Raw genomic sequence first — 18,031 nt, 5'->3', positions numbered from 1 at the left:
CCGGATGCGGCGTGGATCACCCTTCACCGGACCCGGTGGTGAGGGCGCGCCCGCTCGGCGAGGATGCGGCGGGTGAGCGGCAGTCGAGCGTGCGCGGTGTGCGGGAACGAGCTGGGCCGGCGAAGCGGGACGGGAAGAGGCGGACGGCCCGCACGCTACTGCTCCGACGCCTGCCGGCAGCGTGCCTTCCGGCGCCGCTCGGTGCGCCACGACGACGATCCCGCCGGCCCGCTGCCACCGGCCGCAGGGCTCCCCCGGGCGCTGGACTCCTTCGTCGGACGCCACGACGAACTGACCCGGCTGCGTGCCCTGCTGAAGTCGTCGCGGCTGGTGACCCTCACCGGACCCGGCGGAGTGGGAAAGACACGGCTGGCCCTCCACACCGTCGCCCACCTGCGCGGCGCAGCCTCCGGCAGGCGGGCACGGCTGGTCGAACTGGACACGCTGCACGACGGCGACCGGCTGCCGCAGGCCGTCGCCGCCGCACTCGGGGTCGGCGAGCGGCACGGACGGACCGGCGTCGACGTACTCGTCCATGCACTCGGCGGCGGTTCGGCCATGCTGATCCTGGACAACTGCGAACATCTGGCCGAGCCGTGCGCCGAGCTGGCCGCCCAGCTGCTCGCCCGGTGCCCTCGGCTGCGGATCCTCGCCACCAGTCGGGAGGCGCTGCGCGTACCCGGCGAGGTGGTGTTCCGTGTGGCCGAACTGTCGCTGGCGCCCGCCCACGGCCCGGACGACCCGGCGACCGTGCAGCACTGCGACGCCGTCCTGCTGTTCGCCGAACGGGCCGCCACCGCGGCACCCGGATTCACCCTGAACACGTCGAACGCCCACACGGTGGCCGAGATCTGCCGCCGCCTCGACGGACTGCCGCTCGCCATCGAGCTGGCGGCCCGCCGCGCCGGAACCCTCCCTCTCGGCGACATCCTCACCGGTCTCGACGACCAGCTCTCCCTCCTCACCGACGGCAGCAGGACCGGTCCGGGGCGGCACCGCGAACTGGCGGCCGCGATCGACTGGAGCCATCGATTGCTCGAACCGCGGGAACAGGCCTTCCTTCGTCGGCTGGCCGTCCTCGTCGGCGGATTCGACGCGACGGGGGCGGCCGCGGTGTGCACAGCCGGCGGAGCCGACGACGACCTGGGACCGCAGCAGGTGCTGCGCGTGCTGTGCGCGCTGGAGGCCAAATCACTGCTGGTGCGGCTGCCGGGCGATGCAGCGGGAGCAGCCCGCTTCCGGCAGCTCAGCTCCGTACGCGCATACGCCCTGGACCGCCTGACCGAGTCCGGCGAGCTCCACGACACCTGGCAGCGTGCCGTCGACTGGCTCACCCGGTTGCTGGCGCCGACGGGGGACCAGGTCTTCGTCGACCAGGCGGGCGGGGCGCCGACCGAGGAGCGGGAGAACCTCGCGGCGGCCGTCGCCCACGCCGGGCAGGAACGCGACATCTCATATCTGCGGCCGGCGCTCGCGCTGGCCCGGGTCCTCTACCAGCAGGAGCAGCTCACCGCCTCCCGCGCCCTGCTGACCCGGATCCTCCAGGACGACACCGAAGGCGTCCTCGGCGGCGCTGCCCTGGCCCTCGCCACCCGCGCCGCCTGTCGGCAGGCCGACCGAGCCGCGGCCCTGCGCTTCGCCGAACAGGCCGTCGCGGTCGAACGCCGCGGCCACAGCCCCGCAGCCCTCGCCAACGCCCTGGACGCGCGGGCCGCCGCACACCTGTGCCGCGGCGACTTCGCCGGCGCGGTCGTGGACTTCGCCGAATGCCTCGACCTCGTCGTCCCGCTCGGCCGCCCCCGCGACACCGCCTGGTGCCGCCACCATCTGGCCTGGGCACTGCTGCACACCGGAAAGGCGGCCGAGGGCGACGCTCTGATGTCCCTGTGCCTGCCGCTGCTGCGGACCTGGCCCGACGGGGGCGCATCGTCGGCCGCACTGCACACCGCCGGTGCGATACGCCTCGCGCTCGGCGACCTCGACGCGGCCGAAGAACTGTTCGCCGAGGCTCTGCGCACGGTCCCCGGGCAGAGCCTCCATGCGCTCTATCCGCTCGAAGGGCTGGCGCTGGTGGCAGGCGAACAGGGCGACGCACGACGCTCGCTGCGGCTGCTCACCGCCGCGGCTCAGGCACGCCGACGCCTCGACACCGAGCCCGAGGCCGCATGGCAGCGGCAGGTCGAGGCGGCGGCCGTACGCGCACACGCCGCCCTGCCCCCGCCGGCGCGCGACGCCGCCGTGGCCGATGGGCGCCGGCTGCGCTGGCGGCAGTTGCTCGGTCACGCCCTGCACCTTGACGACAGGACTGAGACCGCGGACCCCGCGGCCGGGCGGGACGACATGTCTCCGCTGACCGGACGGGAGTCGGCGGTGGCCGCGCTCGTCGCCGAGGGGCTCACCAACCGCGAGATCGCGTCCCGGCTCGGGCTCGCGGCGAGCACGGTCTCCACCCACCTCGACCACGTGCGGGACAAGCTGGGCATGCGGTCACGGACCCAGATCGCCCTGTGGGTGGCCGAAAGAGCACGGGTCACCGCAGGCCGGCGACCGCCCCGGGTTTCGTAACGCGCCGAACCCGCCGGTCATCCGGCCGATCCGCTCGCACCCGGCAGCGGCCACGCTGCTCGGAACAGGGCATTGCGAGGACTCGTGCGCCTGGTGCCGGTCCTTACCCCCACGGAATGCCCTGCCGCACAGACGATCGGCAAGGAGACGCGATGCGCCAGGACCACGATGCCGGCGGCGGGCACACCAGCTCGCGCAGGACGTTCATCAGGGCCAGTTCGATGGGCATGACAGCCGCGGCGCTCGCGGCGACCGGCGCCGCGTCGGCGGCGGCACACCCGCAGACCGCGGCACACCCGGTGACCGCAGTGCAGCAGGCCCGGGCACAAGGCCGCCCCCTGGCCGTCACACCCGCCTGCGACGGCCACGAGACCCCGGCGGCGACCGAAGGCCCGCTCTTCAAGCCCGAGTCCCCCGAGCGCGGCAATTTCGTCACCCCCGGCATCAGCGGGGTACGCCTCGACCTCAGCGGCGTCGTCTACGACACCGCATGCGCCCCCGTGGCGGGCGCGCTCATCGAGTTCTGGCAGTGCGACCAGAACGGCGACTACGACACTTCCGGCTTCGCACTCCGGGGCCACCAGTACACCGACAACCGGGGCGCGTTCCGGCTGCAGACGATCATCCCCCGTGACTACTGGGGCCGTTGGGGCAACCGCGCACCTCACATCCACACCCAGGTGCAGGCTCCCGGCGGACCGGTCCTGATCACCCAGCTGTACTTCCCCGACGGCACCCAGGCCTACGGCCGGGACTTCGCCGCGCTCAACGCCCAGGACCGGCTCCGCAACAGCGCCTGCACGATCACGCTGTCGGCCCCGCAGGACGGCCGCTACACCGGCGCCTTCGACTTCGTCATCAAGACCACGGTCTAGTACCGACCGCCGAACACCAAGGACTCCCGTGACGAACACGAACACCTCATCCCGGCACCGGCGCGTACGGCGGCGGCCTCTGCTGGCGTCACTGGCCGCGGGTGCCATCGCGACCGGCAGCCTGGTCGTCGCCAACGCCTGGGCCGGTCCCGCTTCCGACACGGGCGAGGCCCCGGCCGCGGCCGCGCGGGCCGGGCAGTGGACAACGACCCCCACCCCGGTGGAGAAAGGCGACCTCACCGCCGTCGCCGCGCTCGACGACAAACAGGCGTGGGCCGTCGGCTACCGGCTGAAGGACAGCACCAACATCAAGAACGAGGCGGTCGCACTCCGCTGGGACGGGACCTCGTGGAAACAGGAGTCGACCCTGCCCGCCGACAGCTTCCCTCAGGCCCTCGCCGTGAAGTCGGCCGACGACATCTGGACGGTCGGCGCCTCCTCCGCGCACTGGGACGGAACCGCCTGGACCGCACGCGCCTTCGACCGCGACCCGGGCGGCCGCCTCACACCCGACGCGGTGGCCATCGCCTCCGACGGCAAGGCCTGGGCAGTCGGCCGTGCAGTGCCGCAGGGCATCAAGAACGGTGTGCCCGCCGTGCAGGCGTGGGACGGTTCGGCCTGGCGCAGACAGGCCCTCCCCGATGTCGGCAAGGGCGAACTGACCAGCCTCGCCGTCGTCGCACCCGACGACATCTGGGCGGCAGGCTCGTCATTCGCCGGCGCCGACACCGAACAGACCGCGCTGCTGCTGCACTTCGACGGCACCTCCTGGACGCGCATGGAGGCGCCCGGGGGCAAGCAGGGCGAGCATCGTTGGTTCGCGGGGATCACGGCGGTGTCCGCCGACGAGGTGTGGGCGGTGGGCGGCTCCGTCACCGGCAGCTCGGAACGCCCCTTCGCCGCGCGCTGGGACGGCAGGAAGTGGACCGCCGTCAGCACCCCGGACGTCCCCGACGGCCGGCTGCGCGCCGCAGGCCGCTCCGGCGACAACGCCCTGTGGGCGGTGGGCGGGAAGGGCTCGGTCTCCGTCGCCCTGCGCTGGGACGCCACGCAACGCCGCTTCGAACAGGCTCCGGACCCGTCGCTGGTGATACGCGGACTGGCGACGGTGCCGGGCACCGCGGACCTGTGGACCGTCGGCATCGCCAAGAAGGGCGATCTGATCCCCGCGGCGGCCCGCTTCAAGGGCTGACCGGGGCGGGGCGGCAACGGCCGGGGCGCTCACACCCGGCGAGCGCGAGCGCCTGGAGCTGGACCAGGCGCTCGCGCGACGCGTCGTCGTGGGCCCGGTCCGGGCCCACAGGTGTGGTCAGGCCTCGGGCTGAGGCGTCTGCTCGTCGTCCGTCTTGCCCTGGGCCCGCTCGCGCATCTTGCGGAGCAGGTCCTGCTTCTGGTCGGCGGCCGCCTTGCGGTCGTTGTTACGGGCGGGGCCGTTGCCCTGCTGGTCGGCGCGGGACAGCTTCCGGCGCTGCCCGCCAACGCCGAGGAGGTTGTTACGGCTCTTGGCCACGGGGTTCTCCCATCGGGGTGAGAAGTGACTCGGGAATGGTCAGGCGAGGACGGATGACCGCCGCGCTCTCACTCGTACATCTGGAAGAACGAAGACATGCACAGGACGCTAGCGCGCCCGGGGGGCGGGAGCACCTGGTTTTCGGGCGTGCCGCGAGAGCGGAGCCGCACGGGTGACGTCGAGCGGCACACCGACGAACTCGTCGAGCAGCTGCGGAAGATCGTCGAAGAGGGCGTGCCGGCGCGAAAGTTCACGCTGGTCGCACCCAGTGGCACGGCGCGTGCGGTCCACGGCACCACGGCCCTTTTCCGATCCGGCCTGTGCGCCCCCGTGGCAGAAGCCGGGTAACGACGGCGAGTTCGCGGCGGTCGCGGATCTGCTGCTGCGCGGGCCTGCGGCCGGGCCGGGCGACACCGGTCCGGCGTAGCGGCGGCTCAGCCGCCTGCCGGGTCCACGGTCGCCTGGTGCGCCTCGGTGAGGTGTTCCTCGGCCTTGAGCCACGGCAGGAACTGCGCGTTCTTGCGCCAGCCGCAGGTGCGGCAGGTCAACTGCCGCTGGATTCCCGCCTTCTGTACCTGCACCACGTGTTCTCGTCCGTGCTGGTCCCATCTGCTCACCTTGCTGCTGGTCATGGACGGCATGCTTGCCTCCTGGCGCCTGCGGGTACGCGTGCGCCCAGTGTGCAACGAAGCCCCCGGTTCCGGGTACGGAACCGGGGGCTTCTCGCCGAACGGCCGGCGACGGTCAGCAGCCGAGGAGGCGGCTGCCCAGGTAGCCCTGGATCTGGTCCAGGGAGACGCGCTCCTGCTTCATGCTGTCGCGCTCGCGCACGGTCACCGCGTTGTCGTCGAGGGTGTCGAAGTCGACGGTGACGCAGTACGGCGTGCCGATCTCGTCCTGGCGGCGGTAGCGGCGGCCGATGGCGCCCGCGTCGTCGAACTCGATGTTCCAGTTCTGGCGCAGGTCGGCGGCGAGGCCCTTGGCCTTCGGCGAGAGCTGCGGGTTGCGGGACAGCGGCAGCACGGCGACCTTGACGGGTGCGAGGCGCGGGTCGAGGCGCATGACGGTGCGCTTCTCCATGACGCCCTTGGCGTTGGGGGCCTCGTCCTCGTTGTAGGCGTCGAGGAGGAAGGCGAGCATGGTGCGGCCGACGCCGGCGGCGGGCTCGATCACGTAGGGGATCCAGCGCTCGCCGGCTTCCTGGTCGAAGTACGACAGGTCGGTGCCGGACGCCTTGGAGTGCGCGTTGAGGTCGTAGTCGGTGCGGTTGGCGACGCCCTCGAGCTCGCCCCACTCGCTGCCGCCGAACTGGAAGCGGTACTCGATGTCGGCGGTGCGCTTGGAGTAGTGGGAGAGCTTCTCCTGCGGGTGCTCGAACCAGCGCATGTTCTCCTCACGGAGACCCAGGCCGGTGTACCAGTTCCAGCGCTGCTCCATCCAGTACTCGTGCCACTGCTCGTCCTCGCCGGGCTTGACGAAGAACTCCATCTCCATCTGCTCGAACTCGCGGGTGCGGAAGATGAAGTTGCCCGGGGTGATCTCGTTCCGGAAGGACTTGCCCATCTGCGCGATGCCGAAGGGCGGCTTCTTGCGGGAGGTCTGATGGACCTGGCCGAAGTTGGTGAAGATGCCCTGGGCGGTCTCGGGGCGCAGGTAGGCGATCGAGCCGGAGTCCTGGGTGGGACCGAGGTGGGTGGAGAGCAGGCCGGAGAACTGCTTGGGCTCGGTGAAGGTGCCCTTGTTGCCGCAGTTGGGGCAGTTGAGGTCGGCGAGGCCGTGCTCGGGGAGCTTGCCGTGCTTCTCCTCGTACGCCTCCTCGAGGTGGTCGGCCCGGTAGCGCTTGTGGCAGGAGGTGCACTCCGTGAGCGGGTCGGTGAAGGTGGCGACGTGGCCGGAGGCCTCCCAGACCTCGGTGGCCAGGATCACCGACGAGTCGATACCCACGACGTCCTCGCGCGAGGTGACCATGTACCGCCACCACAGGCGCTTGATGTTCTCCTTGAGCTCGACACCCAGCGGCCCGTAGTCCCAGGCGGCCTTTTGACCGCCGTAGATCTCGCTGCACGGGTAGACAAAGCCACGACGCTTGCTCAGGTTGACGATGGTGTCGATCTTGTCGGCGGCCACGGTGCTCTCTTCATTACGACGACGAATTTGGACTTGGGGGGCGCGAAAGCGCCTCGATGAGGGGTGGTGGTCGGGGTGGCGGGCGGGCGAATGCTTCAGGTTACCGGCGGCCGCACCCCCCGGATCAAATCGGTCTGGGGTAGCGGGCAGCCACCATCCTTGTTGACAATCGTTTCCAATTTTGTTGAAAATGACTGTCATGAACGTACGACGCCTCATACCCACCACCGCCGTCGCCGGAGCGGTCGCGCTCGGCCTCGTGGCCGTCTCCGCGTGCTCCACCTCCGCCGCTTCGGACGGCCGCAGCGGCGGCAAGCTGAGGGTCGTGGCGTCCTTCTACCCCATGCAGTATCTCGCCGAGGAGATAGGGGGCGCTCATGTGTCCGTCTCCACTCTCACTCAGCCCGGCATCGAGCCGCACGATCTGGAGCTGAAGCCGCGGCAGACCGCCGAGCTGAACGAAGCGGGCTTCATCCTCTATCTCAAGGGTGTGCAGCCCGCGGTCGACGACGCAATAGCCGAGGCCGATGTCGAGCACAAGGTCGACGCCGCCACCCTCACCACGGTGGAGCACCACGGCGCGGCAGGCGGGCACGACCACGGCCACGAAGCCGGGGACGAGGGACACGCCGAGGAAGGCCACGAGCACGGGGGCCATGAGTCCGAGGGCGGCGACCCGCACATCTGGCTCGACCCCGTGAAGTACGCCGAGGTCGCCGAGAAGGTCGGTGCGAAGCTCGCCAAGGCGGACCCCGACCACGCCGCGGACTACGAGAAGAACACCGACGCGCTGGTCGCCAAGCTCACCGCGCTGGACACCGACTTCCAGCAGGGCCTGAAGAACACCGCCACCAAGACGTTCATCACCACCCACTCCGCGTTCGGCCACCTTGCCGAGCGCTACGGGCTGGACCAGGAGGGCATCGCCGGCCTCGACCCGGAGGGCGAGCCGAGCCCCGCGCGCATCAGGGAACTCCAGACCATCGCGAAGAAGGAAAAGGTCACCACCGTCTTCTTCGAGGCGCTCGCCAGCGACAGGACCGCCAAGACCCTCGCGGCCGACACCGGTCTGAAGACCGACGTCCTCGATCCGCTCGAGGGAATCACACCCGAGTCCCACGGCGACGACTACCTCGAGGTCATGCGGTCCAACCTCGCGGCACTGGAGAAGGCCCTCGGCGCACGGTGACACCCGACCACACGAACCCCACCCCACTCCCCACGGAGGGGCCTGCCATGGATCACAGCATGGATCACACCGCGAACGCCTTGGAGCCGGTCATATCCGTCCGCGGAGGCCGGGCCACGCTCGGCTCGCGGCCGGTGCTGCGCGGTATCGACCTGACCGTGCGCCGCGGTGAGGTCGTCGCCCTGCTCGGGGCGAACGGTTCCGGAAAGTCCACCGCGGTGCGCTCGGTCATCGGCCAGGTACCGCTCACCGGCGGCGAGATCGAACTGTTCGGCACGCCGCTGCGCCGCTTCCGCCAGTGGGCACGGGTGGGCTACGTACCCCAGCGCACGACCGCCGCGAGCGGTGTGCCCGCGACCGTCCGGGAGGTCGTCGCCGCGGGCCGGCTCTCCCGCAGCCGCTTCGGACTGCCGTCGCGTTCCGACAGGGCGGCCGTGCAGCGCGCCATCGACCTCGTCGGCCTCGCAGACCGCGCCAAGGACTCGGTGAACGCCCTGTCCGGCGGCCAGCACCAGCGGGTGCTGATCGCCCGGGCCCTCGCCTGCGAACCCGAACTGCTGATCATGGACGAGCCGATGGCGGGCGTCGACCTGGCGAGCCAGGAGGTGCTGGCCGGGACGGTGCGCGAGCAGGTCGCCGCCGGTACGACGGTGCTGCTGGTGCTGCACGAACTGGGCGCGCTGGAGCCGCTGATCAACCGGGCCGTGGTGCTGCGCGACGGCTGTGTGGTCCATGACGGACCGCCGCCCGAGGCCGTGGGCCAGCATGCGCTGCCCGGCCACGACCACGTACATCCGCACGCGGCCGACGAGCCGCTCCGCACGGGACTGCTGACCTGATCATGGACATCCTGGACACCGCTTTCATGCAGCGGGCGCTGCTCGCGGCCGTGCTGGTCGGTATCACCGCCCCCGCGATCGGCATCCACCTCGTGCAGCGCCGCCAGGCCCTGATGGGCGACGGAATCGGCCATGTCGCGATGACCGGCGTCGGCCTCGGCTTTCTGCTGTCCACCAACCCGATCTGGACGGCGACGATCGTCTCGGTGATCGGCGCGGTCGTGATGGAACTGATCCGTGCGTACGGCCGCACCCGCGGCGACATCGCGCTCGCGCTGCTCTTCTACGGCGGCATGGCGGGCGGTGTGCTGCTGATCAACATGTCGGAGACCGGGTCGACGGCGAAGCTCAGCTCGTTCCTGTTCGGTTCGCTGTCGACGGTCTCCGAGGAGGACCTCACAGCGATCGTGCTGCTCGCGGCGTTCGTGGTGGCGGTGTCGCTGGGGCTGCGCAGACAGCTGTTCGCGATCAGCCAGGACGAGGAGTTCGCGCGGGTGACCGGGCTGCCGGTGCGGACGCTGAATCTGCTGATCTCGGTGACCGCCGCGGTCACGGTGAGCGTGGCGATGCGCGTCGTGGGGCTGCTGCTGGTCAGCGCCCTGATGGTGGTGCCGGTGGCCGCGGCCCAGCAGGTCTCGCGGTCCTTCCGGGCCACGTTCGCGCTGGCCGTGGCGATCGGTGTGGGGGTCTCGCTGGCCGGAACCGCGACCTCCTACTACCGGGATGTGCCGCCGGGAGCGACGATTGTTCTGCTGGCCATCGCCGTCTTCGTTCTGCTGACCGCGCTCGCCATGCCGTTCGCACGGCGCCGGGCCAGGGCGGTGGAGGCGCCCGGGGCGCAGTGCTCGGTGGACATGCCGGGTGCGCGCGGAACGAGCGACGACGTCAAGGTCTGAGCAGGTCCGCACCATATGCGGGCCGCGGCGCGTAGGACCGCGTCAAGGCTCGTACGCGGGCCTGGCACAATAGCCCGACGTATGCGCGGGCAAGCGAGGAGGCACCTGTGACCACGGCGCCAACCGGCGGAAACACAGCCCCGGTGCGAGGCCGGTCGACCCGGCAGCGTGCCGCGGTGGCGGCGGCGCTCGACGAGGTGGACGAGTTCCGCAGTGCGCAGGACCTGCACGACATGCTCAAGCACCGCGGAGATTCGGTCGGCCTGACGACGGTCTACCGCACGCTGCAGTCACTCGCCGACGCGGGTGAGGTGGATGTGCTGCGCACCAGCGACGGCGAGTCGGTGTACCGGCGCTGCTCGACGGACGACCACCACCATCATCTGGTGTGCCGCCTGTGCGGCAAGGCCGTCGAGGTGGAGGGCCCGGCGGTGGAGCAGTGGGCGGAGTCGATCGCGGCCCAGCACGGCTACGTGAATGTGGCGCACACCGTGGAGATCTTCGGTACGTGCGCGGAGTGCGCGGCGGCGGCCGAGCAGTAACAGCCGGACCATCGAGGTGGCCCGCACCCCTGCCGGGGCGCGGGCCGCTGCCGTGCGTCCCGCCGGCGGCTACAGGTCGAAGCAGTCGTAGCTGCCGTCGTCGTTGCGTCCGACGGTGTTGTGCTCCCAGCAGTGCAGGGCCGGTGCCAGCGTGTACATGCGCCAGGTCAGTGCCGCGGCCACGCAGACGGCCGCCGCGAGCGCGAGGCGTGAGCGGCGTCCGGCGACGGCCAGGCCGCCCCATGCGGACAGAATGGCCAGGACGACGGAGAAGACGGCGAACCCGGCATGGTTGGGGCGGAAGCCCGGGAAGGTCTCCATCTCGACGGTGGCGCCGAAGCTGACGTACGCGAGGAGCGCGGCGAGGGCGAACAGTGCGGCGGCGCCGCAACCGCGGGCGGTCATGTTCGCCGGGTGTGCCGGTCGAGCAGGGCGCGCAGCCGGTCGGCGTCGCCGCCCTCGCGCACACCGCGCTCGGGAAGGATCACGAGCCCGATGCCGTGTCTGTCGCCGGAGGCCCGCAGCGCGGCTGCCATGTCGGCGGCGGTGGGCTCGTAAGTGAGCGCCACCGCCTGCCCGTTGTCGCGCTGAACCTCGGTCACGGCCCTCCCCGACTCCCCGATCATGGTGACGAGCCGTGATCGTACCGGGAGTCCGGCAGGTCAGGCCGTCGGCTTCTCGAGCCGTCCCTGCATCTCCTCGAGCTCCTCGTTCGGGACCGCGCCGCCGAAGCGGCGGTCGCGCTGCGCGTACTCGAGGCAGGCGCGCCACAGGTCGCGCCGGTCGAAGTCGGGCCACAGCACGTCCTGGAACACCATTTCGGCGTAACTGCTCTGCCAGATCAGGTAGTTGGAGGTGCGCTGCTCGCCACTGGGGCGCAGGAACAGGTCGACGTCCGGCATGTCCGGGTAGTACAGGTACTTCTGGAAGGTCTTCTCGTTGACCTTCGACGGGTCGAGCCTGCCGGCCGCGACGTCCCGCGCGATCGCCTGCGCCGCGTCCGCGACCTCGGCGCGACCGCCGTAGTTGACGCAGAAGTACAGCGTCATGGCGTCGTTGTCCTTGGTCTGCTCCTGGGCGACCTGAAGCTCCTGGACGACGGACTTCCACATCTTGGGCATCCGGCCGACCCAGCGGATACGGATGCCGAGCTCGTCCATCTCGTCGCGGCGGCGGCGGATGACGTCGCGGTTGAAGTTCATCAGGAAGCGGACCTCGTCGGGCGAGCGCTTCCAGTTCTCCGTGGAGAAGGCGTACAGGGAGAGGTTCTTGACGCCCATCTCCAGGCAGCCCTTGAGTACGTCGAGGACGACACCCTCGCCGACCTTGTGCCCCTCGGTGCGCGGCAGCCCGCGCTCCTTGGCCCAGCGGCCGTTGCCGTCCATGACGCACGCGACATGCTTGGGAACGAGCTCGCCAGGGATTTTCGGCGGGCGTGCCCCGGAGGGGTGCGGCTCGGGGACCTTGTACTCGCGGCGGGACCTGCCCAGGATTCCGCGTCGTGCCATGCGGGTCACATCTCCCTATTTCTCTACGTATCTGAGCGAGCGCAGGCCGCGCTCCAGGTGCCAGTGCAGATAGGCGGACACCAGGCCGCTGCCCTCCCTGACGTACCGCGCCTCGCACGCGTCCGCCGTGGCCCAGTCGCCGGTCAGCAGGGCGCTGAGCAGTGCGATGGCCTCCGCAGAGGGTACGACGCTGCCGGGCACCCGGCAGTCGCCGCATATGACACCGCCGGCGGCGACGGAGAAGAAGCGGTTGGGTCCGAGCAGTCCGCATTTCGCGCAGTCGTCGAAGCTGGGGGCGTAGCCGTTGACGGCGAGGGAGCGCAGCAGGAACGCGTCGAGGACGAGGTGCGGAGCGTGTTCCCCGCGCGCGAGGGTGCGCAGGGCGCCGACGAGCAGCAGATACTGCTGTACGGCGGGCTCGCCCTCGTGGTCGGTGAAGCGTTCGGCGGTCTCGAGCATGGCGGTGCCGGCGGTGTAGCGGGCGTAGTCGCTGACGATGCCGCCACCGTAGGGAGCGATGGTCTCGCTCTGGGTGCACAGGGGCAGCCCGCGTCCGACGAGTTCGCTTCCGCGCGCGAAGAACTGCACGTCGACGTGGCTGAAGGGTTCGAGCCTCGCCCCGAACTTGGACTTGGTGCGCCGCACCCCGCGGGCCACGGCGCGTACGCGGCCGTGACCGCGTGTGAGCAGCGTGATGATGCGGTCCGCTTCACCCAGTTTCTGGGTGCGCAGGACGACGCCGTCGTCACGGAACAGGCTCATGGGCCCATTCTCTCGTACGGTCCGGGCCCGGTGGCCAGGGGATGGGAGGTGGTCCTCGCGGGGTCTGTGCGCAACGAGCCCGAGGGATCCGCTCAGTCCTGGATCCGCTCCACGAGCCGTACGGTCACGGTGTCACCGGCCTCCTTGCCGATCGCCTTGCGCACGTCGGCCTTGACGGGCAGCTTGTGGGTGCCGTCCCCGAGCGCCATGAAGGAGCTGCGGAAGGGATGCCCGTCGATGGTGCCGCGGACCTTGACGAGTCCCCGGGTCCCGAAGAAGTCGACGGACCCGGGCCACACGAGGTAGGTCCAGCCGCCCTTGGCGGGGCTCTTCCGCAGGGTCGCGCTGAATTCCTTGTCCATGGAGAGGGGACCGGGGCCGGCGCCGGAAGTCATCGGGCCGGCCCCCGCCGAAAATCCCGTGCCGATGCACCCGCTGCTCCGCTAGCGTCGCCGCCCATGACGCCTTCCCGCACCCGGCCCCCCTTCACCGCGGACGAACGGACCCAGCTCGTCGGCTGGCTCGACCTGCAGCGCGCGATCATCCACTACAAGTGCGAGGGCCTGTCCGACGAGGACGCCCACCGCACCCTCCTGCCGACGTCGCCGCTGATGACCATGGCCGGTCTCGTCTCCCACATGCGCTGGGTCGAGAACTCCTGGTTCGAGGTCCTCTTCCTCGGCGGACCGGCCGAAGGGCCCCAGTTCGTGGAGGAGCCCGAGAACGCCGACATGAGGGTCGAGGGCACTCCGCTCGCACAGCTCCTCGACGATTACGAGAAGCAGTGCGCGGTGTCGAACGAGATCATCGCCGCCCATTCGCTGGACGAAGTGGGCAGGCACCCGGACTACCGCTCGGCGGCGGCGTCCCTTCGCTGGATGCTGATCCACATGATCGAGGAGACCGCCCGGCACGCGGGCCACATGGACACGATCCGGGAGCTGCTCGACGGCGAGAAGGGTTACTACTGAGCCGTCCGGGACTGACCGGCCGTCACGGCAGTTCGCCGCGGCTGCGGGCGTTCACGTACGCCGTCGTCGCGCTGATCCGCTCGGCGTCCGTGGCGGGACGCACCGTGTCCGGCGGGCACTCCCACTCCCGGCCGCCGCCGACAGGTCTCAGGCTGAGCCGCGGGCCCGCCTCCCCCATGAGCCGGCCCACCCGCCCCGTTCGGGTGTCGACGACGTACGAGCCGACGGGCGGAACGTGGGTCATGAGGTCCGTTGCCCTTCCCTTGGCAGCGCGGCCGCGATCATCCGCACGGTGTCGACGTTGCAGCGCCCCAATTCGACGAGTGCGCACGGCACATCGCGTGCGTAGGAAGCGGGGTCCAGGCGCAGCGAGGGAAGCGTGACACCTGACCGCTTCAGAGCCGCACGCAATGAGTTCACAGCATCCTCCGCCTCTTCGACGCACGCGATCGAGTGCCGCGCCCTTTCGTTGCCCGCCATTGTTTCCCTTCCTCGTCCGAGTTCACGTTTCGCATTACAAGCGTGGCGCTCCGCGACTACCCTCGACAGGGGTGCGCCCACTACAACCGGGCAGCTGGGCAAGGGGGATTGATCCATGGCCAAAGCTCCGCGGCAGGCGGCATGGGAATTCTTCGGCGCGGAACTCAAGCGCCGCAGGGAGGTCGCCGAACTCACGCAGGAGGAGCTGGGCAGGCAGGTGTTCGTATCGGGCGGATACATCGGCCAATTCGAACAGGCAATCAGGAAACCACAGTTGGACGTGGCGCAGCGGATTGACGACTCACTGCAAACCGATGGCTTTTTCGAGCGCATGTGCAGAAAGCTGATCGACAAGTCGCCGTACGCGGAGTATTTCCGGGCGGTGGCGGAGCTCGAGGTGCTCGCGACGAAGATCTGCGAGTTCGCCCCGACGGTGGTCCCGGGCCTCCTGCAGACCGCCGAGTACGCGCGGGCCGTGACGATCGCGGCCAACCCGTTCGCGACCGAGGCGTACGTGGAGGAGAAGGTGGCGGCCCGGACGGAGCGGGCGCACATCCTCAAGGGCACTACAAGGCCCGAGTATTGGGCGGTGCTGCACGAGAACGTTCTGCGGGTGCCGGTGGGCGGGGCGGACGTGATCGCGGGGCAGCTGGAGCACTTGATCGCGGCGGCAGGGGCACGGCAGGTGCTGGTGTCGGTGATCCCGTACGAGGCGGGGGCGCATGCGTCGATGGCCGGGAACCTGAAGTTGATGGAGTTCGACGATGCCCCGCCAACGGCCTATACGGAGACGTCGTTTTCGGGGACTTTGGTGGACGATCCGGCTGTGGTGAAGCGGGCACAGCGCGCCTACGATCTGTTCAGGGTCGCCGCATTGCCACCGCAGGCGTACCTGACCCTGATCGAGTCGGCAGCCGAGGACTACAGACGATGCGCGAGTACGACCTGAGCAACGCCCGCTGGCGCAAGAGCAGCTACAGCAACGGCCAGGGCGGCGACTGCGTCGAGGTGGCGTACGACTTCACCGGCACCGCCCCGTGGCGGAAGAGCACGTACAGCAACGGCGAGGGCGGTGACTGCGTCGAGGTGCTCGACGACGTCCCCGGCGTCGTGCCGGTCCGTGACAGCAAGAACCCCTCCGGTCCCGTCCTGGTCGTCACGGCCTCGAGCTGGGCCACCTTCATCAAGGGATTCTTTGAGACCCCATAAGCCCCGCTTATGAGGTCATAGAGGTGGGGCGGGTACCAGGTAAGGCAAGCCTTTGTTTAGGGTGGGTCGGACGAGACAGCTGATGCCACTCGAAGGGACCCTGACATGCCTCGCCCCCTGCGGGTAGCCATCGTGGGAGCCGGCCCCGCCGGGATCTACGCCGCCGACGCCCTGCTCAAGTCCGAGACCGCGACCGCGCCCGGTGTGTCCATCGACCTCTTCGAGCGGCTGCCCGCCCCGTTCGGACTGATCCGGTACGGCGTCGCGCCGGACCACCCGCGGATCAAGGGCATCATCACCGCGCTGCACCAGGTACTCGACAAGCCGCAGATACGTCTCTTCGGAAACGTCGACTACCCGAACGACATCAACCTCGACGATCTGCGCGCGTTCTACGACGCGGTGATCTTCTCCACGGGCGCGAACGCCGACCGGGCACTCGACATCCCCGGCATCGACCTCGACGGCTCGTACGGTGCGGCCGACTTCGTGTCCTGGTTCGACGGGCACCCGGACGTGCCCCGTACCTGGCCGCTGGAGGCCGAGAAGGTCGCCGTCCTCGGCGTCGGCAACGTCGCGCTCGACATCGCCCGCATCCTCGCGAAGACCGCGGACGAGCTGCTGCCGACGGAGATCCCGCCGAACGTCTACGACGGGCTCAAGGCCAACAAGGCGCTCGAGGTGCACGTCTTCGGGCGGCGCGGGCCGGCGCAGGCCAAGTTCAGCCCGATGGAGCTGCGGGAGCTCGACCACTCCCCCACCATCGAGGTCGTCGTCGACCCCGAGGACATCGACTACGACGAGGGCTCGATCGCGACCCGCCGTTCCAACAAGCAGGCCGACATGGTCGCGAAGACGCTGGAGAACTGGGCGATCCGCGACATCGGCGACCGCCCGCACAAGCTGTTCCTGCACTTCTTCGAGTCGCCCACCGAGGTGCTCGGCGAGGACGGCAGGGTCGTGGGCCTGCGTACGGAGCGGACCGCTCTGGACGGCACGGGCAACGTCAAGGGGACGGGCGAGTTCCACGACTGGGACATCCAGTCCGTGTACCGCGCGGTCGGCTACCTCTCCGAAGAACTTCCCAAGCTGCCCTGGGACATGGACAGCGGCACGGTCCCGCACGAGGCCGGCCGGGTGATCGAAGGCGGCGAGCACCTGCGGTCCACGTACGTCACGGGCTGGATCAAGCGCGGCCCGGTCGGCCTGATCGGCCACACCAAGGGTGACGCGAACGAGACGGTGGCCAACCTGCTGGAGGATTACGCGGGCGGCCGCCTGCAGACGCCCACGGCACCGGAGGCCGAGGCGGTCGTCGCCTTCCTCGAGGGCAGGGACGTCCGCTACACGACGTGGGACGGCTGGTACCGCCTGGACGAGGCGGAGAAGGCACTGGGCGAGCCGCAGGGCCGCGAGCGGGTGAAGATCGTGGACCGCGAGGGCATGCTGCGGGCCAGCGGCGCGTAGCTGCCGGAACGACCTGCCAAGGGCCCGGCGGCTTCGGCCGCCGGGCCCTTTTCGGATCCGCCGCCGGTCACCGGCTCACGTCCGCCTGGCGGAGCTCGGCGAGCAATTCACTCTGACCGACGATGAGTTCGGTGAGGATTCGTCGCGCAGCGCGCAGCAGTTCGGCGACATCGCCGCCGGCGAGGGCGTAACTGACGGTGGAGCCGTCACGGATGGACACCACGATGCCGGAGCGGCGCAGCACCGCGAGCTGCTGGGACAGGCTCGACGGTTCGATCTCGATCTCGGCAAGCAGGTCTCGCACGGGTAGGGGGCCGTTCTGCAGCAGCTCCAGCACACGTATACGGACAGGGTGTCCGAGCATGCGGAAGAACTCCGCCTTGGCCTGGTACAGCGGTACCTGCATATGAATGCTCCTGCTGGGTTCGACGGCCTGCCGTGTGCCGAGGCCTCTGCTGCCGCCGTCATGGCTGCGGTGCAGTGCAGGGTCGATCCTCCCGCCTTCGAGTGCCGCACTCCCAGGGGGTTCAGCGCATCGGGATGTGGCGATGTGGGTACTTGAAGAAATCTTCAAGTACTGGGCAGACGAAGGCGGGAGAGACCGGCTGAGTGCCTAGACTTCCAGCTCCGCCTCGATGCGCTTGAGCTGATGGCGGGCCATGGCCAGGTTCGACTTGGCCTTGTCGAGCACGAGGTAGAGGAAGAGCCCGTTGCCGCCGCGGCTCTTGAGCAGGCGGATGAGGTGGTACTGGCCGCCGAGGGTGATCAGCACGTCCTCTATGTCGTCCTTGAGGCCGAGGTGTTCCATGGTGCGGGTCTTGGCCCGGATCACATCGGTGTTGCCGGCGGCGGCGACAGCCAGGTCGAGGTCCTTTCCGCCCCCGAGAGTACCCAGCGCCATCCCACTGGTGTAGTCCACAAGGGCAGCGCCGACACTGCCCTCGATCGATGTCATGGCTTCCTTGAGAGAGGTCTCCACACTCGCCACGTCAGGCACACTCCTCGTCAGACTGCATGGGTGGACGGCGCTCGCGATGCGAGTGCCGACGGATTGCGACGGAGACGCTACTGCTCGTGTGCAAGGTCCGGGT

Annotated in this window: 24 protein-coding genes; 12 read left to right on the top strand and 12 right to left on the bottom strand. The window is 70.0% G+C overall.

Annotated features, from left to right (window positions below):
- Nucleotides 1-63: 63 nt before the first annotated feature.
- The 3 genes from ABZ208_RS32820 to ABZ208_RS32810 all read left to right on the top strand — a co-directional run bounded on the left by ABZ208_RS32820 (nucleotide 64) and on the right by ABZ208_RS32810 (nucleotide 4,632).
- Nucleotides 64-2,565, top strand: coding sequence for a LuxR C-terminal-related transcriptional regulator (locus ABZ208_RS32820; protein ID WP_356913091.1), 2,502 nt, complete (start codon nucleotides 64-66; stop codon nucleotides 2,563-2,565).
- 152 nt (nucleotides 2,566-2,717) lie between these two features.
- Complete coding sequence (locus ABZ208_RS32815) at nucleotides 2,718-3,440, top strand: dioxygenase (RefSeq protein WP_356913090.1); 723 nt, start codon at nucleotides 2,718-2,720, stop codon at nucleotides 3,438-3,440.
- A 28-nt stretch (nucleotides 3,441-3,468) separates the two neighbouring features.
- Nucleotides 3,469-4,632 (top strand): hypothetical protein, encoded by a 1,164-nt coding sequence (locus tag ABZ208_RS32810; RefSeq protein ID WP_356913089.1) that lies wholly within the window; start codon nucleotides 3,469-3,471, stop codon nucleotides 4,630-4,632.
- A gap of 117 nt (nucleotides 4,633-4,749) precedes the next feature.
- Here ABZ208_RS32810 and ABZ208_RS32805 read toward each other — a convergent pair whose 3' ends face one another.
- A complete protein-coding gene (locus ABZ208_RS32805; protein ID WP_356913088.1) occupies nucleotides 4,750-4,950 on the bottom strand; it encodes a DUF6243 family protein in 201 nt (66 codons plus the stop codon).
- 147 nt (nucleotides 4,951-5,097) lie between these two features.
- Between ABZ208_RS32805 and ABZ208_RS32800 the strand changes: the two genes are divergently transcribed.
- Nucleotides 5,098-5,298 carry a hypothetical protein gene (locus ABZ208_RS32800; protein ID WP_356913087.1) on the top strand — a complete coding sequence of 67 codons (201 nt, stop codon included), beginning with the start codon at nucleotides 5,098-5,100 and terminating at the stop codon, nucleotides 5,296-5,298.
- Nucleotides 5,299-5,384: 86 nt separating this feature from the next.
- Here the strand turns inward: ABZ208_RS32800 and ABZ208_RS32795 are convergent, their stop codons facing one another.
- The gene (locus ABZ208_RS32795; RefSeq protein WP_356913086.1) at nucleotides 5,385-5,591 is read right to left on the bottom strand and encodes a hypothetical protein; all 207 of its coding nucleotides are present in this window, start codon (nucleotides 5,589-5,591) and stop codon (nucleotides 5,385-5,387) included.
- Between the two features lie 103 nt (nucleotides 5,592-5,694).
- Complete coding sequence (locus ABZ208_RS32790; protein ID WP_356913085.1) at nucleotides 5,695-7,077, bottom strand: glycine--tRNA ligase; 1,383 nt, start codon at nucleotides 7,075-7,077, stop codon at nucleotides 5,695-5,697.
- A gap of 199 nt (nucleotides 7,078-7,276) precedes the next feature.
- Between ABZ208_RS32790 and ABZ208_RS32785 the strand changes: the two genes are divergently transcribed.
- The 4 genes from ABZ208_RS32785 to ABZ208_RS32770 all read left to right on the top strand — a co-directional run bounded on the left by ABZ208_RS32785 (nucleotide 7,277) and on the right by ABZ208_RS32770 (nucleotide 10,543).
- Nucleotides 7,277-8,266 (top strand): metal ABC transporter substrate-binding protein, encoded by a 990-nt coding sequence (locus tag ABZ208_RS32785; RefSeq protein WP_356913084.1) that lies wholly within the window; start codon nucleotides 7,277-7,279, stop codon nucleotides 8,264-8,266.
- Nucleotides 8,267-8,325: 59 nt separating this feature from the next.
- A complete protein-coding gene (locus ABZ208_RS32780) occupies nucleotides 8,326-9,105 on the top strand; it encodes an ATP-binding cassette domain-containing protein (protein ID WP_356913083.1) in 780 nt (259 codons plus the stop codon).
- Between the two features lie 2 nt (nucleotides 9,106-9,107).
- Nucleotides 9,108-10,001 carry a metal ABC transporter permease gene (locus tag ABZ208_RS32775; protein ID WP_328400798.1) on the top strand — a complete coding sequence of 298 codons (894 nt, stop codon included), beginning with the start codon at nucleotides 9,108-9,110 and terminating at the stop codon, nucleotides 9,999-10,001.
- A gap of 107 nt (nucleotides 10,002-10,108) precedes the next feature.
- Entirely contained in the window at nucleotides 10,109-10,543 is a 435-nt protein-coding gene (locus tag ABZ208_RS32770) for a transcriptional repressor (RefSeq protein ID WP_328400796.1), read from the top strand.
- Nucleotides 10,544-10,612: 69 nt separating this feature from the next.
- On the opposite strand, the gene ABZ208_RS32765 is transcribed toward ABZ208_RS32770, so the two are convergent.
- The 5 genes from ABZ208_RS32765 to ABZ208_RS32745 all read right to left on the bottom strand — a co-directional run bounded on the left by ABZ208_RS32765 (nucleotide 10,613) and on the right by ABZ208_RS32745 (nucleotide 13,175).
- Nucleotides 10,613-10,948 (bottom strand): hypothetical protein, encoded by a 336-nt coding sequence (locus ABZ208_RS32765; protein ID WP_356913082.1) that lies wholly within the window; start codon nucleotides 10,946-10,948, stop codon nucleotides 10,613-10,615.
- Nucleotides 10,945-11,145, bottom strand: coding sequence for a hypothetical protein (locus tag ABZ208_RS32760; protein ID WP_356913081.1), 201 nt, complete (start codon nucleotides 11,143-11,145; stop codon nucleotides 10,945-10,947). The genes ABZ208_RS32765 and ABZ208_RS32760 overlap by 4 nt, the downstream gene beginning before the upstream one ends.
- 60 nt (nucleotides 11,146-11,205) lie before the next feature.
- The gene (locus ABZ208_RS32755; protein ID WP_356913080.1) at nucleotides 11,206-12,051 is read right to left on the bottom strand and encodes an isoprenyl transferase; all 846 of its coding nucleotides are present in this window, start codon (nucleotides 12,049-12,051) and stop codon (nucleotides 11,206-11,208) included.
- A 15-nt stretch (nucleotides 12,052-12,066) separates the two neighbouring features.
- Nucleotides 12,067-12,813, bottom strand: coding sequence for a DNA repair protein RecO (recO, locus tag ABZ208_RS32750; RefSeq protein ID WP_356913079.1), 747 nt, complete (start codon nucleotides 12,811-12,813; stop codon nucleotides 12,067-12,069).
- Nucleotides 12,814-12,905: 92 nt separating this feature from the next.
- Nucleotides 12,906-13,175 (bottom strand): DUF1905 domain-containing protein, encoded by a 270-nt coding sequence (locus tag ABZ208_RS32745; RefSeq protein WP_356913111.1) that lies wholly within the window; start codon nucleotides 13,173-13,175, stop codon nucleotides 12,906-12,908.
- A 96-nt stretch (nucleotides 13,176-13,271) separates the two neighbouring features.
- On the opposite strand from ABZ208_RS32745, the gene ABZ208_RS32740 reads away from it, so the two are divergent.
- On the top strand, nucleotides 13,272-13,784 hold the full coding sequence (locus tag ABZ208_RS32740) for a DinB family protein (protein ID WP_356913078.1): 513 nt from the start codon (nucleotides 13,272-13,274) through the stop codon (nucleotides 13,782-13,784).
- Nucleotides 13,785-13,806: 22 nt separating this feature from the next.
- Here ABZ208_RS32740 and ABZ208_RS32735 read toward each other — a convergent pair whose 3' ends face one another.
- Nucleotides 13,807-14,028 (bottom strand): hypothetical protein, encoded by a 222-nt coding sequence (locus tag ABZ208_RS32735; RefSeq protein WP_356913077.1) that lies wholly within the window; start codon nucleotides 14,026-14,028, stop codon nucleotides 13,807-13,809.
- The gene (locus ABZ208_RS32730) at nucleotides 14,025-14,264 is read right to left on the bottom strand and encodes a hypothetical protein (protein ID WP_356913076.1); all 240 of its coding nucleotides are present in this window, start codon (nucleotides 14,262-14,264) and stop codon (nucleotides 14,025-14,027) included. The genes ABZ208_RS32735 and ABZ208_RS32730 overlap by 4 nt, the downstream gene beginning before the upstream one ends.
- Before the next feature lie 115 nt (nucleotides 14,265-14,379).
- On the opposite strand from ABZ208_RS32730, the gene ABZ208_RS32725 reads away from it, so the two are divergent.
- The 3 genes from ABZ208_RS32725 to ABZ208_RS32715 all read left to right on the top strand — a co-directional run bounded on the left by ABZ208_RS32725 (nucleotide 14,380) and on the right by ABZ208_RS32715 (nucleotide 16,940).
- On the top strand, nucleotides 14,380-15,213 hold the full coding sequence (locus tag ABZ208_RS32725) for a helix-turn-helix transcriptional regulator (RefSeq protein ID WP_356913075.1): 834 nt from the start codon (nucleotides 14,380-14,382) through the stop codon (nucleotides 15,211-15,213).
- On the top strand, nucleotides 15,195-15,473 hold the full coding sequence (locus tag ABZ208_RS32720; RefSeq protein WP_356913074.1) for a DUF397 domain-containing protein: 279 nt from the start codon (nucleotides 15,195-15,197) through the stop codon (nucleotides 15,471-15,473). The genes ABZ208_RS32725 and ABZ208_RS32720 overlap by 19 nt, the downstream gene beginning before the upstream one ends.
- Nucleotides 15,474-15,578: 105 nt before the next feature.
- Nucleotides 15,579-16,940 carry an FAD-dependent oxidoreductase gene (locus ABZ208_RS32715; protein ID WP_356913073.1) on the top strand — a complete coding sequence of 454 codons (1,362 nt, stop codon included), beginning with the start codon at nucleotides 15,579-15,581 and terminating at the stop codon, nucleotides 16,938-16,940.
- Nucleotides 16,941-17,007: 67 nt separating this feature from the next.
- Here the strand turns inward: ABZ208_RS32715 and ABZ208_RS32710 are convergent, their stop codons facing one another.
- On the bottom strand, nucleotides 17,008-17,346 hold the full coding sequence (locus ABZ208_RS32710; RefSeq protein WP_328400781.1) for a metalloregulator ArsR/SmtB family transcription factor: 339 nt from the start codon (nucleotides 17,344-17,346) through the stop codon (nucleotides 17,008-17,010).
- A gap of 207 nt (nucleotides 17,347-17,553) precedes the next feature.
- Complete coding sequence (locus ABZ208_RS32705; protein ID WP_356913072.1) at nucleotides 17,554-17,928, bottom strand: hypothetical protein; 375 nt, start codon at nucleotides 17,926-17,928, stop codon at nucleotides 17,554-17,556.
- Nucleotides 17,929-18,031 lie beyond the last annotated feature (103 nt).

The organism is Streptomyces sp. NPDC006208, from assembly GCF_040613775.1.
GTDB lineage: Bacteria > Actinomycetota > Actinomycetes > Streptomycetales > Streptomycetaceae > Streptomyces.
Note: the sequence above shows the minus strand (reverse complement) of the source record. Positions and strands in the feature narration are given on the sequence as shown.